The organism is Phaeobacter sp. B1627 (genome assembly GCF_006265095.1).
In the GTDB taxonomy this organism is placed as follows: Bacteria; Pseudomonadota; Alphaproteobacteria; order Rhodobacterales; family Rhodobacteraceae; genus Epibacterium.
The window spans coordinates 49,923-66,994 of sequence record NZ_VCNK01000028.1 but is presented as its reverse complement, the minus strand read 5'-3'; the positions used below and the strand labels follow the sequence as shown (position 1 = coordinate 66,994).

The following is a 17,072-nucleotide window of genomic DNA, read 5'->3' as shown; positions in this document are numbered from 1 at the left end:
AGAGGCCCGGGAAACCCGGTACCTACTCTTCGTTATAGCGGTAGCCGATCCCGTAGAGGGTCTCGATCGCCGCGAAATCAGAATCGGCGCTGCGCATCTTCTTGCGCAAACGCTTGATATGGCTGTCGATGGTCCGGTCGTCGACATAGACCTGATCGTCATAGGCCACATCCATCAGCTGATCGCGGCTTTTGACAAATCCCGGACGCTGCGCAAGTGCCTGCAGCAACAGGAATTCCGTCACCGTCAGCGATACATCCTGACCTTTCCAGCTGACCGCGTGGCGCAGCGGATCCATTCGCAACTGGCCCCGCTCCATCACCTTGGTCTCGGGCGCGGTGCCGACTTCGTCAGTGGCCACCGCCTCCTGACGCCGCAGCAAAGCGCGGATGCGCTCCACCAGCAGGCGCTGCGAGAACGGTTTCTTGACGTAGTCATCCGCTCCCATCCGCAGCCCCAGGACCTCGTCGATCTCATCATCCTTGGAGGTGAGGAAAATTACCGGCATCTTGGATTTCTGGCGCAAACGCTGCAACAGGTCCATGCCATCCATCCGCGGCATCTTGATATCAAGAACCGCCATATCCGGCAGTCGTTTATTGAACGCGTCAAGCGCGGCCTGACCGTCATTGTAGGTCTCGACCTCAAACCCCTCGGCCTCCAGTGTCATGGACACTGAGGTCAGGATGTTCCTGTCGTCATCGACCAAAGCAATCTTCGACATTGGATTTGCCCTTATCTGCTCAATATTCGTTGCTTTTTTGCGTCCTTTGTCGCGTGGAAGACGCCGCGAATCAATCCCTGATTAACGAATCAGGCAAAATCTTGACGCTCATTGACGCAAAAATGTCTTAGTATCCGATAAAGGCCGCCCCGTGAAACAGCGATGACAGCTCTGTGAAACATCTGGTGGCGCTAAAGGTCCAAGTGGTTGCGCTAACTGCGCCAAAGCGTCCTGTTCATCCTGTAAATCATCATGTTAAGACCCGGAAGAGGGATGCAAAATTGCGTTCCGGTGCCCTTTGGCGCAGCGATAGTTCCAGGCGGCCCCAGTGCAACGCAACGCTGCGTCGCATCGCCGCCGACACCCAGGAGAAAGACAAAATGACATCTGGACGGGTAAACCCGCAATTCCGCCTCGAGGATCAAGGGATCGAGGGTCTGGGCCATGTCTATTACAACCTCATGGAGCCTGCCCTGGTCGAAGCTGCCCTCGATCGCGACGAAGGCACCCTGGGCAAGGGCGGCGCGCTTTTGGTCACCACCGGCAAATTCACCGGCCGGTCGCCCAAGGACAAACATGTCGTAAAAACCGCCAGCGTCGCCGATACGATCTGGTGGGAAAACAACGCGGAAATGAGCGCTGAGGGCTTTGACGCTCTGTATCTCGATATGCTCGACCATATGAAGGGCCGCGACTATTTCGTGCAGGATCTGGTGGGCGGCGCCGATCCGGTCCATGCGATCAACGTCCGCATGGTCACCGAATTGGCCTGGCACAGCCTGTTCATCCGACACCTGCTGCGTCGACCCGACCGCGAGGATCTGGCGGATTTCACCGCCGATTTCACCATCATCAACTGCCCGTCGTTCAAGGCCGACCCGGCAAAGCACGATTGCCGCTCCGACACTGTCATCGCGTTGAATTTCGACCGCAAACTGATCCTGATCGGGGGCACAGAATACGCGGGCGAAAACAAGAAATCCGTGTTCACCCTGCTGAACTACCTGCTGCCGGAAAAAGGCATCATGCCGATGCACTGCTCCGCCAATCACGCCAAGGGCAACCCGGTCGACACCGCCGTGTTCTTCGGCCTGTCGGGCACCGGCAAGACCACGCTATCGGCCGATCCGGACCGGGTGCTGATCGGGGATGACGAACATGGCTGGGCCAATAACGGCACCTTCAATTTCGAGGGCGGCTGCTATGCCAAGACCATCAACCTCAACCCCGAGGCCGAACCGGAGATCTACGCGACCACCGAAAAATTCGGCACCGTGATCGAGAATATGACCTTCGATCCCGAGACCTTCGACCTCAACTTCGAAGACGACAGCCTGACCGCGAACATGCGCTGCGCCTATCCGCTGCACTATATCTCCAACGCGTCGCAATCGGCCCGTGGCGGGCACCCGAAGAACATCATCATGCTGACCTGCGATGCCTTTGGCGTGCTGCCTCCGATTGCCCGGCTGACACCGGCGCAGGCGATGTACCACTTCCTGTCCGGCTTCACCTCCAAAGTGGCCGGCACCGAGCGCGGCGTGACCGAGCCGGAGCCGACCTTCTCCACCTGTTTCGGCGCGCCCTTCATGCCCCGCCGTCCCGAGGTCTACGGCAACCTGCTGCGCGAGAAAATCGCCCAGCACGGCGCCACCTGCTGGCTGGTCAATACCGGCTGGACCGGCGGCGCCTATGGCACCGGATCCCGCATGCCGATCAAGGCGACCCGGGCGTTGCTGACCGCGGCTCTGGACGGATCGCTGGCCAAAGAAGAGTTCCGCAAGGACCCCAACTTCGGCTTTGACGTTCCTGTCGCCGCACCGGGCGTTGCCGAATTGCTGCTGACGCCTCGCCGCACCTGGGACGACAAGGAGGCCTACGACGCGCAGGCCGAAAAACTCGTGCAGATGTTCTCGGACAACTTCGAACAGTATCTTCCGTTCATCGACGAAGACGTGAAAGCCGCGGCCATCTGCTGAAGCACGCCAATCCTGTGATCCCGATCTGACGCCAAAGCCCCCGTTCACGCGGGGGCTTTGGCGCCAACAGCGCCGACAGCCGCCGACAGCCCCGGGGACGGTCGTGGTCCGCTAAGGCGCGCCACGAATGATCGCTGCAATGCGCTGGCCGATCACGCGCCCCGCCTTGAACGAGGGATGCACCCGGTCAGCGGCGTGAAAACTCAGGTCGCGGTGCGGAACCAGATCGGCAAGCGACAGAAAATACACGCCCTCGTCCCCCGCCGCCATCGCGGCCACCCGCGCATCCAGCGCATCGCCTTCGTCCTTGCAGGGCTCGATCGGAGAGGACCGGCCCGGGCTGCGCAGGTAGCCGACAAAAACCACCCGCGCCCCGTCGGCGCGAATTCTTTGCACGACCCCGGCAATCGCGCCCCGGGTGCCATCCTCACTCAGCAGCTTGTCCAGCTTGTCCGTGCACCTGCCGCAGCCGCAACCGAACCACAGGTCATTGCCGCCACCGTTCAGAATCACCCAGTCCCAGGGGCCGGGGCGGTACTGTTTTGGAATGCTCAGCCCCGCCGCCCCGCTCACTGGCAGACGATAGATCATCCGCGCCGCGATCACCGAGCGGTCCACCACCGGCTCTTCCAGGCTCTGCTCGACCACATCCGGGATCGACTGCCCCGAGAGCCTGTTCCACGCCAGAAGCGAATCGCCCATGGCCAGAATGCGCGCCTTCTCTGACGCGGGGGGAATCACGTCTCCGCAGGCGGCCAGAAGCGTCAGCGCCAGGGTGAGAGCCAGCGTGAGAGCCAGAGTGAGCGGCCGGGTCAGCAGCGAGGTCGGCATCGGGGCGATAAAACGGCGAATCCAGATCATACCCACATCTACCATCCTCGCCGCCGACAGGTCGCCAAAAATCTCCCCGCGGGGACGGCCGGCGCCGCCCGTCAGGCCAGCAGACGCCGCGCGATCACCTGCGCCTGGATCTCTGCCGCACCCTCAAAGATATTGAGGATCCGCGCATCGCACAGCACGCGCGAGATCTTGTATTCCAGCGCAAACCCATTGCCGCCGTGGATCTGCAACCCATTGTCCGCTGCAGCCCAGGCCACCCGTGCACCCAGCAGCTTGGCCATGCCCGCCTCCAGATCGCAGCGATGGCCATTGTCCTTTTCCCAGGCGGAGAAATAGGTCAGCTGGCGCGCCACCATGATCTCAACCGCCATCATCGCCAGTTTGGACGATACCCGTGGAAAGGCAATGAGCGCCTTGCCGAACTGCTTGCGGTCCTGCGCATATTGCATGGCAATATCGAGCGCCGACTGAGCCACCCCGATGGCGCGGGCGGCGGTCTGGATGCGCGCGGATTCAAACGTCTCCATCAGCTGTTTGAAGCCCTTGCCCTCTTCGCCTCCCAGCAGGTTCTCTGCCTTGATCTGAAACCCGTCAAAGGCTAGTTCATATTCCTTCATACCGCGGTAGCCCAGAACCTCGATCTCGCCGCCGCTCATGCCCTCGGTCGGAAAGGGATCAGCCTCGGTCCCCGGTGTTTTCTCGGCCAGGAACATCGACAGGCCCCGGTGATCGGTGGTCTCCGGATCCGTGCGCGCCAGAAGGGTCATCACATGAGTGCGGGCGGCATGGGTGATCCAGGTCTTGTTGCCGGTCACGGAGTAGTCCCCCTCCGCCCCCTTGACCGCCCGGGTCCGCAGCGCCCCGAGGTCCGAACCGGTGTTCGGTTCGGTGAACACCGCCGTGGGCAGGATCTCGGCGCTGGCGATCCGGGGCAGCCAGCTCTCTTTCTGTGCCTGCGTGCCACCAGCGAGGATCAGCTCGGCGGCGATTTCCGACCGGGTCCCGAGCGAGCCGACGCCGATATAGCCGCGCGACAATTCTTCAGACACCACGCACATCGAGGCCTTTGACAGGCCGAAACCGCCATACTCCTCCGGTATGGTCAGTCCGAAAACGCCCATTTCCGCGAGCTCCTCGATGACCTCCATCGGGATCAGCTCGTCGCGTAGGTGCCAGTCATGCGCGAAGGGCTCGACCTTCTCCTGCGCATAGCGGCGGAACTGGTCGCGGATCATTTCCAGCTCTTCATCCAGCCCCGAAGCGCCAAACATGGTGCTGCCCGCCTGCGCCTCCATCAGCGCGACCAGCCGCACCCGCGCCGCCTGCGTATTGCCCGATTGGATCAGCGCCTGGATCGCAGGCTCCGTCAGCCCCTGCCGGTCCTCTTCGCTCAGCCCGAGATCCTGCAGCCGCAGCACCTCGCCCTGGTTCATCGCGATGCCGCCCGCGATCTGCGCGAGATACTCGCCGAACGCAATCTGGTGGATCAGCCCCTCCAGCTCCGCAAAGCGCCCCTCGCCGGTCAGCGCCTCGGCCCACCGCTGCATTTGCCGCAGGGCACAGACATAGGTCGCAAGCCAGGCCAGCCCGTGCGCCCCGTATTGGTTCGCTTCCACCAAGGCGCCGGACACCCGCCCGCCCTCGCTCACGCGGTCGCGCACCCGTTGGGTCGCAGTCTCCAGGAGCTGGTCCAGCGGCACCAGCGCATCCCGTGTCAGGTTCAGAAGATCCGGCAAAAGCGGGGCGGTCATATCAAAATCCTGTCCGTCATGGGGCATGAATCACATCCTCCTCAGGGTCGCTTGGTGATAGGTCACTTCGCAGGCGCAGCGCAACAAAAAAACCAAATAGAAGTTCAATTCGTTCAATAATTACCCTTTCGTTTTCGCAGTGCAGCGCCGCCCGAATGTGCTAAGGGCTGGATCATGACTGATCTTGTTCCATTTCTCGCCCCGGCCGGATTCGTGCTGGCCTTCGTCGTCGCCTTGATCGCAGGCACCATCAAGGGTCTGGTGGGCTTTGCCATGCCGATGATCATGGTGTCCGGCCTCAGCTCGATCATGGCTCCGGACCTTGCGCTGGCCGGTCTGATCCTGCCCACCCTTGCAACCAACGGGTTTCAGGCCCTGCGGCAGGGGCCGCGCGCCGCCTGGGAGTCGATGCTCCGCTTTCGCGCCTTCCTCCTGATCGGAGGTGTGTTCCTCTTGATCAGTGCGCAACTGGTGCGTGTTCTGCCGTCGCAGGTGATGCTGCTGATCATCGGCGGGCCGATCACCCTGTTTGCCCTGACGCAGCTGATGGGCAAGCACCTCACCCTCTCCGCGCCGTCGCACCGGATGGAACTGTCGATCGGTGCCTTTGCGGGGTTCATCGGCGGGTTCTCCGGCATCTGGGGGCCACCCACGGTGGCCTATCTGACCGCACTCGGCACCGAAAAACACGAACAGATGCGGATCCAGGGCGTGATCTACGGTCTTGGCGCGGTTGTCCTGTTCTTTGCGCATATTGGCTCCGGCGTGATGCGCAGCGAAACCTGGCCGTTTTCCGTATTGATGATCCTGCCCGCCCTGCTGGGCATGTGGGTCGGGGGCCGATTGCAGGACAAGATCGACCAGAAGGGGTTTCGCCGGGCGACGCTGTTTGTGCTGCTGATTGCCGGGCTGAACCTGTTGCGCCGCGCAGTGGTGGGCTGAGCCGGTGCCCCTTGGCCTCAGCTCCCGGCTGTCCGCCCGTCAGATCGCCGGCGGCACCATTGCCGTCTCGGTTCTGGTCCTTCTGCTGAAGCTCGCGGCCTGGGCGCTGACGGGGTCCGTGGCGCTGTTTTCCGATGCGATGGAAAGCCTGGTCAATGTCTCGGCCGCGGTTCTGGCGTGGTTCGCTATCCGATATGCGGAGCGCCCGGCAGATGACAGCCATCCCTTTGGCCACCACAAGGCGGAATATTTTTCGGCGGTGATCGAAGGCATCATGATCATACTCGCGGCGGTGCTGATCGTGGATCAGGCGGTGAGCGCTTTGGTCACCCAGGCGCACGCCGACCTGTCACCGCTGGCCTTGATCGTGAATGCGGCGGCCCTGGTGGTCAACCTGATCTGGGCGCAAGTGCTGTTGAACTCCGGCGCGCGCCTCGGCTCTCCGGCCTTCGCGGCAGGCGGGCGTCACCTGATGAGCGACGTCTGGACCTCTGCCGGAGTGCTGGCGGCGCTGGGGCTGGCCCTGGTCACAGGCTGGACCCTGCTGGACCCGGTGTTGGCCCTGCTGGTGGCCGTCAACATCCTGCGCGAGGGGCTGCATGTTGTTTCCACCTCTGTGGACGGGCTGATGGACCGCGCTGCCACCGAGGAGGAACAGGACAAGATCCGAACCGTCATCCTCGGGTCCGGCGGAGGTGCGCTGCAGATCCACGACATCAAGACCCGTCGCGCAGGCAAGGCCATGTTTGTCGAATTTCACATGGTGGTCGATGGTGAAATGAGCGTTGCCGAAAGCCACGATATCTGTGACCGGCTTGAGGCCGAGATCGAAGCGACGCTGCCGGGCGTTTACGTCACCATCCATGTGGAGCCGGATCACAAGCTGGAAGATACAGGATTGGAACCGACCGCGTTCGAGCCACCCTGACCCTGCGAAAACAACCTGCCCCGCCCCACCGCCTGAGGTATTGCGCTGCGCTTCGCGCATCGCCGGGGGGCGGGGGCCGCGCCTTCGGCGCGGCCCCCGCCCGGCCCAACGCTTTTACAATGTGCCTCTGGCGCATTTCAAAGGGGCGGGAGCTCCCCCCCGCCCGATCAGACCTCAGCCAGACCGTTTGCAATTCTCGTCCAAACCCGGTCTTTATGCCGCCACCGTGAGACTTGTGCTGGAGATGACAATGATGGACTGGACACAATTGCTGAGCTCTGGCCGCCTGTGCCGCCCGGACTATACCGACAGACCCGGCCGGCCTGCCTATCTGCAGGACTATGACCGGATCCTGTTCTCCGAACCGTTTCGGCGTCTTGCCCAGAAAACGCAGGTGCATCCCCTCTACGATCACGACCATGTGCACCACCGGATGATCCATTCGATGGAGACCTCCTCGGTCGGGCGGTCCCTTGGCATCCAGGTTGGCCAGGCCCTGGTCCGCCAGGGGCGGCTGGAGGATGGGCTGCAGCATGTGATGGCCGGCACGGTGCAGGCGGCCTGTCTGGCGCATGACATCGGCAACCCGCCGTTTGGCCATTCAGGCGAGGCCAGCATCGGTGCCTGGTTCGCGCGGCTGTTTGCCACCGGGACCGGGCTCGGTGCTGGTATTTCTCCGGATCAGCGTGCGGAATTCGAGGCCTTTGAGGGCAACGCACAGGGTTTTCGTATCACCGCCCGGCTGGAGATGGGGCGGCGCGAGGGCGGCATGCGTCTGTCCTACGCCACCCTGGGCGCCTTTGCCAAATACCCCTGCACCGCCGCGAGCGCGGCCGATGCAAAAGGCTCCTACGTGGGGCTCAAGAAATTCGGCGTGTTTGCCGGTGATGAGGCGCTCTTTGCCGAGGCGGCCGAGGCCCTTGGCCTGCCCGAAGAGCGCAGCCCCAAGGGCTTGCGCTGGTGGCGACGCCACCCGCTGGCCTTTCTGGTCGAGGCCGCAGACGACATTTGCTACCGTATCCTGGACCTCGAAGACGCCGCCACCGTCGGGGACCTCGACAGCGATGTCGTCTCCGAAATTCTTGAAGACATCACCGGCAAGCGCAACCGCGAGGACGACCCGCAGATGACCCTGAGCGACCGCGTCGGCATGCTGCGTGCAATGGCCATCGGGGCCGCCATCGACAGCGCCGTCGCGGCCTTTCTCGACAACTACGACAGCATCATGGCCGGCACGTTCGACGATGGGCTGATGGAGGTCTCCGGCAAGGCCCCCGCCTTCGCCAGGCTGAAGGAAATCTCGAACGCCCGTATCTTCACCGCGCGGCGCAAGACGGAGCTGGAGATCGTCGGCCGCCAGGTCCTGTTCACCATCCTCGACGAGTTCCACGCGCTGTTTGTGGCGCTGAAGGCCTGCAACTGGGAGGCCGATCGCCTGCTGAGCCAGCACGGCTACTGGACGCAACTCGTGCGGGCCGTGGATCTCGACCTGCGGGGGGTCGTCGATGACTATACGGCCGCCCATGCGCTGACGGATTTTGTCTCCGGCATGACGGACCGCTATGCCCTGCGCGTGCGAGACATGATCACCGGTCAGGTGCCGGGCTGAGGACCGCGCAAATAGGTCACCCTTTCTGACCCATTGTTTCGCGCGCGAAACAATGGGTCAGGGGCACATACCTATCATTTTGTTTTTGTTATCAAAATTTACCGGATCGTTACCGGAGCGCCCGCCGTTCGGGACAGGCTGCAACACAACGAGGCATCAACAGAAAGGGCCCGCAAGTGGTTTGGGGGCTCTTCCTGTGACATCACGGCCGCGCCTCAGCCGAAGGCCGCGCCATCCTCGCGCCAGACCGACACCACAGAGGATCGCGGTTTGCCCGCGCCGTCAGGCCAGGATCCGCCCGGGTGCTGCACGCCGACAAACGCCACCGTCTTGTCGAGCGACCAGCACAGGCCAGTGACCTCGGCGCCATTCGGGACAGTCATGAACCGTGCAATTTCCCCACTCTCCGGATCGCCGACCAACATCTGGTTGTTTCCCATGCCGGCGAAGTCGCCTTCGTTGTCGTCATCGCCATCGGTCTGGATCCAGAGCATCCCGTCAGAGGAAAACGCCATCCCGTCGGGCGAGTTGAACATATTGCCCGCGTTGATGTTCGCGGACCCTCCATATGCGTTGCTGTAGACCGTCGGATTGCCGGCCATCACGTAGAGATCCCAGGTGAAGCCCTCGGCGGCGTGATTGCCCCCGGTCGGGGTCCAGCGTACGATCTGGCCGTATTTGTTGGTCTCGCGCGGGTTGGGCGCATTCACCGATGTGTCGTCACCACCGGCGTTTGGCTTCACGCCCCGGTTCTTGTTGTTGGTGAGGGCACAATAGGCCTCGGCCCGGAGCGGATTGCAGGCCACCCATTCGGGACGGTCCATGGTGGTGCCCCCCACGGCAGAGGCCGCCAGCCGGGTGAAACAGAGGATCTCGGCCGCCTCCATGCCGGTGGTTTCAGGTGTCAGAGCCAGCCATTCGCCGGATTGGTCGTCGTTGAATTTGGCCACAAACAGCGTGCCGTCATCCAACAGACCGTCCGTTGCAGCGCCCTCGGTATAGACACCGGAGGAGACGTATTTATAGAGATACTCGCCGCGCTCATCATCCCCGAGATAGACCACGATACGGCCGTCGCTCGCCTGCACCATCTCGGCGTTTTCGTGTTTGAAACGGCCCAGAGCCGTGCGTTTCACCGGTGTGGAGGTCGGATCGGAGGGATCGATTTCGGTGACGAACCCATGGCGGTGCGGCTCGTTCGGCTCTTTCGACAGATCGTAGCGGTCGTCGAATTTCTCGTAGGCGTAGCGGCCGGTGCCGCCGATACCGTAGCGAATGTAGCCCTCACCGGCGGGCATCTCTCCGGTGGCGCCGAAGTAGCCGTTGAAATTCTCCTCGCAGGTCAGATAGGTCCCCCAGAGCGTCCGGCCGGAGCCGCAGTTGTTCATGGTCCCCTTGACCCTGCGCCCTGTGGGATCGGCACTGGTTTTCACCAGCTCATGCCCGGCAAGAGGGCCCGCGAGGGTCATCTCGGTCTCGTGGGTGATGCGGCGGTTCAGGGGGCTGTCCTTGACCACGGCGTAGCCCGCCTCGCCCCTGGCGATCTCCATCACGGTGACGCCCTGAAGGTTCTTCAGCAGCGTGACCTCATCGGCAGATTGAGGCACGCCCTCAGAGGCGGCGGGCAGGTTGATCTTCGGGTTCACATATTCGGAGTTGACCGCGATGACCTCGCGGCCATCGATGTCGAACAGCTCCATCCCGTCGGTGTTTTCGCCAAAAACCTTGTCGGACAGTGCGGCAGAGACGCCGGTTTCCGGGGTGTAGGCCCCCTCAGCCTCGGACCAGAGCGCATCGCCCCAGCGGATCAGAACCTGCGATTTATAGCCTCTGGGCACATGGACCGCATGATCCGTCGCAATGGCGATCGGGTCGAAGGCGAAGGTCGCGGATCCTGCCGCCCGCGCCGCCGTGGTCGAAGACATCAGCCCGGCGCCAAAGACGGCGGCACCAGAGCCAAAGGCCAGCGTCCCGCCGAGAAAGCCACGGCGGGAGATCGCGCGATCGACAACCTGGTCGAACTCGTTCCCCTCCGGACGGGGGTCCCGGTGTTCGTCGAAATCGTCCCATGAAAGATCAATGAGGGTCTTATCAACCATTGTTCGCGCTCCTCGCTGTCAAAGTGGCTGGGATGCAGCCCCGGATGGGGGAGATGGGGGGCTGAACCGCGAGACTGTTCTTCCTGCGCCAGTGTATCATGCGTATGACGTAGCGGCATATGCCGGGGTCCTGAAACACAAGCGATTGATTCCCGGCGTATTGTTCTAGGTTCGCCGTGCCAGAACATCGAGGAACCGGCCTCGGGCCTCCGGTACGGGGCGATTGCCGAGCGCAGGCGCCAGCCGTGATTCGAGAAAGAAGCCGGTGGTTCTGAGCGCGGTCAGGATCTCGGCATCCTCGGCCTCTCCCTGCCCCAGCATCACCGGCGGCAGTGGCAGCATGCGGTCGGCCCAGCCCTCTGCCCCGGCGGCCGAGACGGCGCGGCCGGATTTGGGCGAGACATAGATCAGCCCCTCCGTGCTGCCGGTGGCGGCGCAGGCGGAGAGGTCCAGGCCAAAGCCCAGCTCCTCCAGCAGTGCAAGCTCCCAGTGCAAATAGGCCAGCGGCCAGAGGTCTTCCTGTTCGAGGAGATCCAGCAGCGACTCGCTGCGCTGGTACAGGTCTGGGTGAGGTTCGCGGTCCGGCAGGGCAAAGGCCAGAAGGGCGCAGACCGCATTCAGCCCGGCCAGGGCGAGACGTCCGGAAAAGGCCGCTGCCGCGCGGCTGCGCGAGGGTTCGGCCTTGTAGGTGCCAAGGTGGTCCTCCAGCCGTGCGGACCAGGCCAGATCCAGCTGCGCGCCCGGCTGCAGCCCCGGCGCCATCCGGCGGCTGGCACCGCCCCGCACAAGTCCCGCGTGGCGACCGTGGCCTGCGGTGAAGACATCGATCAGCGCCGAGGATTCGCCATGGCGGCGCACGGTGAGCAGAATGCCGTGATCGCGCCAGTCCATCCCTAGTCCAGCCCCGGCTCGTCCAGCAGATGACGGCCCTGACGATCCTCGACTTCGATCACCCAGAGATCGCTGTCGAACTGGCGTTGCCTGGCAATGGATGCATCGACCGCGCGCTCCTCGCCCGCCGTCAGCTCGGTCCAGGTGCGGGCCCCGCTGAGCAGGTCGAAGCTGCGCTGGAAGGCCCGGGCCTGCCCGTCGAGGGTGTTGAGCTTGACCAGAACCGCACCGGCCGTGTCGTCCCCATGCGCGGTGACAAAGGCGGGTATGTCCTGAAACCGCAACCGGGCCAGATAGGCATCAACCCAGAAGCGGGCGGTAAGGCGGGGCATTGGAGGCTCCTGTCGCGTCTTGGATCGCAGAGGATCGCGCCGGGGGCTGATCGCGGGAGCCTCCGGCGGAGGTATTTTGGAAAAGATGAAAGGGGCGTGCAAGCTATGGCTCTGGTCCGCCGCTAGTTGCCGTCCTTGAACTCCAGCCCCATTTCCGAATAGCGCTCCTTTTCCTCGAGCCAGTTGGGACGGACCTTGACCTGCAGGAAGAGGTGGATCTTGCGGTCGAGGAATTCTTCAAGGTCGGCCCGCGCGGCTTGGGACACCGCCTTGATGGTTTCGCCCTTCTTGCCCAGCACGATGCCTTTGTGGCCGTCGCGGATTACATAGATGATCTGGTCAATCTTGGCGGAGCCGTCCTTGCGTTCCTCCCAGGCTTCGGTTTCGACCGTCAGCTGATAGGGCAGTTCCTGATGCAGGCGCAGCGTCAGTTTCTCGCGGGTGGTTTCGGCCGCGATCATGCGCAGGGGCAGGTCGGCGATCTGATCCTCCGGGTAGAGCCAGGGGCTCTCCGGGACTTTGCCTGCGAGCCATTTGCGCAGATCATCGACCCCATATCCCTTTTCCGCCGAGATCATGTAGGTTTCCGAGAAGGGGAAGCGGTCATTCAGCTCCCGGGTCAGCCCCAGGAGCACATCGGACTGCACCTTGTCGATCTTGTTGACCGCCAAGGCCACCGGGCGCCCCTTGGCGACCTCTTGCAGGCCGTCCAGAATACGTTCGACCCCTTCGGTGATGCCGCGGTGCGCCTCGATCAGGAGCACGATCACATCCGCGTCGGCCGCGCCGCCCCAGGCAGCGGCAACCATGGCCCGGTCAAGACGGCGCCGGGGTTGAAACAGCCCCGGCGTGTCCACGAAGACCAGCTGGCTGTCGCCTTCCATCGCGACGCCCCGGATGCGGGTCCGGGTGGTCTGTACCTTGTGGGTCACGATTGAGACCTTGGCCCCGACCATGCGGTTCAAAAGAGTGGACTTGCCGGCGTTGGGTTCGCCTATGAGGGCGATGAAACCTGCACGTGTGCTCATGACTTTTGCTCCAGCTTGGCGAGAAGCGCCTTGGCCGCCGCCTGTTCCGCCAGCCGTTTTGATCCGGCGGTGGCCTGTTCCTCGGTGCCGTCCTCAATCCGGGCGGCAATGGTGAATACGGGTTCGTGATCGGGGCCACTGCGGGCGATCTGAATATAGTCCGGCGGCGGTTGGCGACGGGCCTGAACATATTCCTGCAGCGCCGTCTTGGGGTCGCGGGCGTCTTCCTCGACCGAGCCGATACGCGCGCCCCAGAGTTTCAGGATCACCGCCTGCGCCGCCTCGAAGCCTGCATCCTTGTAGACCGCTGCGATGACGGCCTCCATCGCGTCGCCCAGCAAGGCCTGTTTGCGCCGCCCCCCCGACAGCATCTCGGAGCGGCCCAGTTTCAGCACTGCGCCGATGTCGATCTGGCGCGCGACTTCCGCGCAGGCCTCCTTGCGCACCAGGGCATTGAAGCGGGGCGCCAGCTGACCTTCGGTGGCCGTTTTGTCCTGGTCCAGCAGCGCCGTGGCCATCACCAGCCCCAGCACCCGGTCGCCGAGGAATTCCAAACGCTGGTTATCCTGTCTGTTCGGCGAGGAGATCGACGGGTGAGTCAGCGCGCGGATCAACAGTTCGGGGCTGGCGAACTGATGCCCGAGCCGATCCTGAAAGGAGCGAATTTCCCGAGATAACTTCACTTCGTCTCCTTGAACATCTGGTGGCAATTCGGTGTCGAGTTCGCCCAATACGCCGCGGCGCGCGCGGTGACAAGGACATGTCGCCCCCTCAAATCGCCCTCTATGGGCCGTGCCGAGGGTCGGCCGGTTCCGCTCCTGCGTCTGACGTGGTGAGGAGGATCGTGGAATTGCGGCCCGCTGGCAAGGTTTCGATAGGGGCGGGTCGAACAGGCAGACCATTGTCCGCGGCCGTCCCCCGTCCAGTCGCGCGCGGGCATGCGCAAGTGGCACCGGAGCGCCGCCGTGCCCGCGCGCCTTGATCGGACATCCCGCAAGCGATCGCTTGCGCCGCGGGACGTCCGGTGTCAGCTCAGTTGATCGCTTTGAAATAGCGATCCGCCCGCCAGGTCCAGAAGAAAAGCATCGACCGGCCGGCAGAAGAGAACATGATCCGGTCGGCGCGTCCGATCAGGTTTTCCAAGGGCACATAGCCAACCCCGCCAACGGCTTGCGGGACCCGGCTGTCGGCCGAATTGTCGCGATTGTCGCCCATGAAGAAGAAGTGCCCGTCCGGCACATGGTAGACTTTGGTATGGTCGCTCGCCTGATTGCCGATATTGATGATGGCATGGCTCACGCCGCCCGGCAATGTCTCGATCTGGCGCGATTTTCTGCAGACACCGCCCTGGCCGACAGGGTTGTTTTCACAGCGCGGAAAGCTGCCTTGCGGGCCCTGGCGCTCCATGGTTTCGGTAAACTCGCCATCATCCATGAGACCGACTGCGGTGCCGTTGATATGCAGCACGCCCTCCTTCATCTGCAGCTTGTCACCGGGCAGGCCGACAAGACGTTTGATATAGTCGGTACCGCTGACCGGGTGACGGAAGACAACGACATCACCCCGCTCCGGATCGCTCCCGAGGAAACGGGTGTTGTCGCCGTCAAGGGCGCCGCAGAGGTCCTGCGCGTCAATGTTCAGGCCGATCATGCCGAGCCGTATCGAGGGGCAGGAGGCGTAGGAGTAGCCGTAGACCATCTTGTTCACGAACAGGAAATCGCCGACCAACAGCGTTTCCTTCATCGAACCGGAGGGAATCCAGAAGGGTTGAAAGAACAGGGTGCGGAAGACACCGGCGATCAACAGCGCGTAGACGATGGTCTTGATCGTCTCGAGGATTGAACTTCCGGCAGTGGTTTTCGACGCCATCAGGCTCTCCGGTCATTATGGGACAGGTCCGGGCGTACATGCGGGCCTGCCCGCCGCAAGTCAAGCCGGCCCGGCGGGAGGCCGCCATGCAAGGGCAGGATCACATGAGATTGTGGACCCTATGCCGCAGGTTTCCGGATCCAGTAGGGGGAGCTCCCGCCCCTTTGACCATGAGGCGATGCCTCCCGGCAAAGCGTTGGGCCGGGCGGGGGCCGCGCCGAAGGCGCGGCCCCCGCCCCCTCGCGATGCGCATGGCGCAGCGCAACCCCTCGTGCCGTTCGTCCCTTGTGAAACGGGCTGTTGCAGGTGGCTGGAACAGCAAGTTGGTACCGGGGCTACAACAGGGGCACGCACTGCCAGGCATTCATCCCGGCCCGTTTACCCCGCATTCCGGCACCTCCGGTCTCGGCTTTTGCCAGCCTTCGTCAGCCTCGATCTGGCGCTACAGGTCGCGCCTCGATCAGAACGAAGGCCTGCGCCCAGGGGTGATCGTCGGTCAGCGTCACATGGATGATCGCCTCATGGCCGGGTGGCGTCATCTGGGCCAGCCGGGCCTCGGCCCAGCCAGTGACATGCATCACCGGCTGGCCGGACGACAGGTTGGACACCGCCATGTCCTTCCACGCGATCCCCATGCGCAGGCCGGTGCCCAGCGCCTTGGAGCAGGCTTCCTTTGCCGCCCAGCGCTTGGCATAGGTGCCCGCAACATCGTGACGACGCTCGGATTTGGCCTGTTCGACTGCAGTGAAAACGCGATTGCGGAACCGATCGCCAAAGCGGTCCAGCGTCCCCTGGATGCGATCGATATTCGCCAGATCAGTGCCGATACCCAGGATCATGAACCGGATCGCGGAGCTTCAGCCCCGCCCCCCTTTGCCGGTGGGCGCCCCCAGAACGGAGCGCGCCCCGAGCCCCACGAAATGGCGCACCAGAATGAAAGAGACCGCGACCTGAAAAAGGAGTGCCCCCAACAAGAGGGCGCCGCCGTATTGTTGCGACAGCAGCATCTTTATCTCCGGCGCCGTGACGCTGAAGAGCATGACCGCGACCATCGACAGGCCAAGGATGATGACGACCGACTGGCGCGCAAAGCGCCACATCTGCGCAGACTCGGGCTGACGGCCTTCCCGCCGAGCAAATTTCTGCCCTTCAATCATGGCAGCCCCCATCGCAGGGATGATCGCCATACCGGCATTGGCGATGTCGAACCCCGTCACCGCCTGGACCAGAACGACGAGCACCATCATGGCGAGGATCAATGCCAGATAGACCAGAGTGAAACGACGCAGGTTCATTCCGTTGCTCCCTGCCGCGCGTGATCCATCAGCCGGCGCATTTCCTGTACCGCAGGCTCAAGACCGCGGAAAATCGCCTCACCGATCAGAAAGTGACCGATATTCAACTCCCGCACCTCGGGAAATCGAGCGACGGGCTGCACCGTTTCATAGGTCAAACCATGGCCTGCGTGCACCTCCAGCCCGAGGGAATGCGCAAAGGCCGACATCTCCTTCAGGGCGGCCAGCTCCGCGTCGCGGGCGGCAAAATTGCCCTCGGCGTGATGGTCGCAATAGGCCCCGGTGTGGAGCTCGATCACCTCGGCGCCAATCCGATGCGCCGTCTCAATCTGGTTGCGATCCGCCGCGATGAAGATCGACACGCGGCAGCCCGCCTCACGCAGGGGCGCAATGAAATGTGCCAGACGGTTTTCATCGCGGGCGACGTCAAGCCCGCCTTCGGTGGTGCGCTCTTCCCGCTTCTCGGGGACGATGCAAACTGCATGTGGCTTGTGGCGCAGGGCAATCGCCTGCATTTCGTCGGTCGCTGCCATCTCAAAATTCAGCGGCACGGTCAGGGTGGCCATCAACCCGTCAATATCGGCATCTGTGATGTGGCGACGGTCCTCGCGCAGATGCGCGGTGATGCCGTCGGCCCCGGCCTCTTCGGCCAGCTTCGCAGCCCGGATCGGGTCCGGGTAGGCACCGCCCCGGGCGTTTCGCACGGTGGCCACATGATCGATATTGACGCCAAGGCGCAGAGGGGTCGCGGACATGGAATGGGCTCTTTATCGGTTGGTTGAATG

The 17,072-nt window shown here is 63.3% G+C and carries 16 protein-coding genes; 4 read left to right on the top strand and 12 right to left on the bottom strand.

Annotated elements, in window-relative coordinates; genetic code table 11:
- Window positions 1-22 precede the first annotated feature (22 nt).
- On the bottom strand, window positions 23-724 hold the full coding sequence (locus FGE21_RS15175; protein ID WP_139664269.1) for a response regulator transcription factor: 702 nt from the start codon (window positions 722-724) through the stop codon (window positions 23-25).
- Between the two features lie 380 nt (window positions 725-1,104).
- Between FGE21_RS15175 and FGE21_RS15170 the strand changes: the two genes are divergently transcribed.
- Complete coding sequence (locus FGE21_RS15170) at window positions 1,105-2,703, top strand: phosphoenolpyruvate carboxykinase (protein ID WP_139664268.1); 1,599 nt, start codon at window positions 1,105-1,107, stop codon at window positions 2,701-2,703.
- Window positions 2,704-2,814: 111 nt separating this feature from the next.
- On the opposite strand, the gene FGE21_RS15165 is transcribed toward FGE21_RS15170, so the two are convergent.
- Entirely contained in the window at window positions 2,815-3,534 is a 720-nt protein-coding gene (locus tag FGE21_RS15165) for an SGNH/GDSL hydrolase family protein (protein ID WP_370285738.1), read from the bottom strand.
- A gap of 101 nt (window positions 3,535-3,635) precedes the next feature.
- Complete coding sequence (locus tag FGE21_RS15160) at window positions 3,636-5,321, bottom strand: acyl-CoA dehydrogenase family protein (protein ID WP_139664267.1); 1,686 nt, start codon at window positions 5,319-5,321, stop codon at window positions 3,636-3,638.
- Between the two features lie 147 nt (window positions 5,322-5,468).
- Here FGE21_RS15160 and FGE21_RS15155 point away from each other — a divergent pair, with 147 nt between their 5' ends.
- The 3 genes from FGE21_RS15155 to dgt all read left to right on the top strand — a co-directional run bounded on the left by FGE21_RS15155 (window position 5,469) and on the right by dgt (window position 8,773).
- A complete protein-coding gene (locus tag FGE21_RS15155) occupies window positions 5,469-6,236 on the top strand; it encodes a sulfite exporter TauE/SafE family protein (RefSeq protein ID WP_139664265.1) in 768 nt (255 codons plus the stop codon).
- A gap of 4 nt (window positions 6,237-6,240) precedes the next feature.
- Window positions 6,241-7,164 carry a cation diffusion facilitator family transporter gene (locus FGE21_RS15150; RefSeq protein ID WP_139664263.1) on the top strand — a complete coding sequence of 308 codons (924 nt, stop codon included), beginning with the start codon at window positions 6,241-6,243 and terminating at the stop codon, window positions 7,162-7,164.
- Window positions 7,165-7,417: 253 nt separating this feature from the next.
- On the top strand, window positions 7,418-8,773 hold the full coding sequence (dgt, locus tag FGE21_RS15145; protein WP_139664292.1) for a dGTP triphosphohydrolase: 1,356 nt from the start codon (window positions 7,418-7,420) through the stop codon (window positions 8,771-8,773).
- Window positions 8,774-8,988: 215 nt separating this feature from the next.
- On the opposite strand, the gene FGE21_RS15140 is transcribed toward dgt, so the two are convergent.
- From FGE21_RS15140 to FGE21_RS15100, 9 genes are all read right to left on the bottom strand, one after another.
- Window positions 8,989-10,872 carry a PhoX family phosphatase gene (locus tag FGE21_RS15140; RefSeq protein ID WP_139664262.1) on the bottom strand — a complete coding sequence of 628 codons (1,884 nt, stop codon included), beginning with the start codon at window positions 10,870-10,872 and terminating at the stop codon, window positions 8,989-8,991.
- A 165-nt stretch (window positions 10,873-11,037) separates the two neighbouring features.
- Entirely contained in the window at window positions 11,038-11,763 is a 726-nt protein-coding gene (gene recO / locus FGE21_RS15135; protein WP_139664260.1) for a DNA repair protein RecO, read from the bottom strand.
- A 2-nt stretch (window positions 11,764-11,765) separates the two neighbouring features.
- Complete coding sequence (locus tag FGE21_RS15130; RefSeq protein WP_139664258.1) at window positions 11,766-12,095, bottom strand: DUF1491 family protein; 330 nt, start codon at window positions 12,093-12,095, stop codon at window positions 11,766-11,768.
- 122 nt (window positions 12,096-12,217) lie between these two features.
- Window positions 12,218-13,123, bottom strand: coding sequence for a GTPase Era (gene era, locus FGE21_RS15125; RefSeq protein ID WP_139664256.1), 906 nt, complete (start codon window positions 13,121-13,123; stop codon window positions 12,218-12,220).
- Window positions 13,120-13,806, bottom strand: coding sequence for a ribonuclease III (rnc, locus tag FGE21_RS15120; protein ID WP_139664254.1), 687 nt, complete (start codon window positions 13,804-13,806; stop codon window positions 13,120-13,122). The genes era and rnc overlap by 4 nt, the downstream gene beginning before the upstream one ends.
- Before the next feature lie 349 nt (window positions 13,807-14,155).
- The gene (gene lepB / locus FGE21_RS15115) at window positions 14,156-14,992 is read right to left on the bottom strand and encodes a signal peptidase I (protein WP_139664252.1); all 837 of its coding nucleotides are present in this window, start codon (window positions 14,990-14,992) and stop codon (window positions 14,156-14,158) included.
- A 425-nt stretch (window positions 14,993-15,417) separates the two neighbouring features.
- Window positions 15,418-15,831, bottom strand: coding sequence for a holo-ACP synthase (gene acpS, locus FGE21_RS15110; protein ID WP_139664250.1), 414 nt, complete (start codon window positions 15,829-15,831; stop codon window positions 15,418-15,420).
- Between the two features lie 18 nt (window positions 15,832-15,849).
- Complete coding sequence (locus tag FGE21_RS15105) at window positions 15,850-16,287, bottom strand: ABZJ_00895 family protein (protein ID WP_139664248.1); 438 nt, start codon at window positions 16,285-16,287, stop codon at window positions 15,850-15,852.
- Window positions 16,284-17,042 carry a pyridoxine 5'-phosphate synthase gene (locus FGE21_RS15100; protein ID WP_139664246.1) on the bottom strand — a complete coding sequence of 253 codons (759 nt, stop codon included), beginning with the start codon at window positions 17,040-17,042 and terminating at the stop codon, window positions 16,284-16,286. The genes FGE21_RS15105 and FGE21_RS15100 overlap by 4 nt, the downstream gene beginning before the upstream one ends.
- Window positions 17,043-17,072 lie beyond the last annotated feature (30 nt).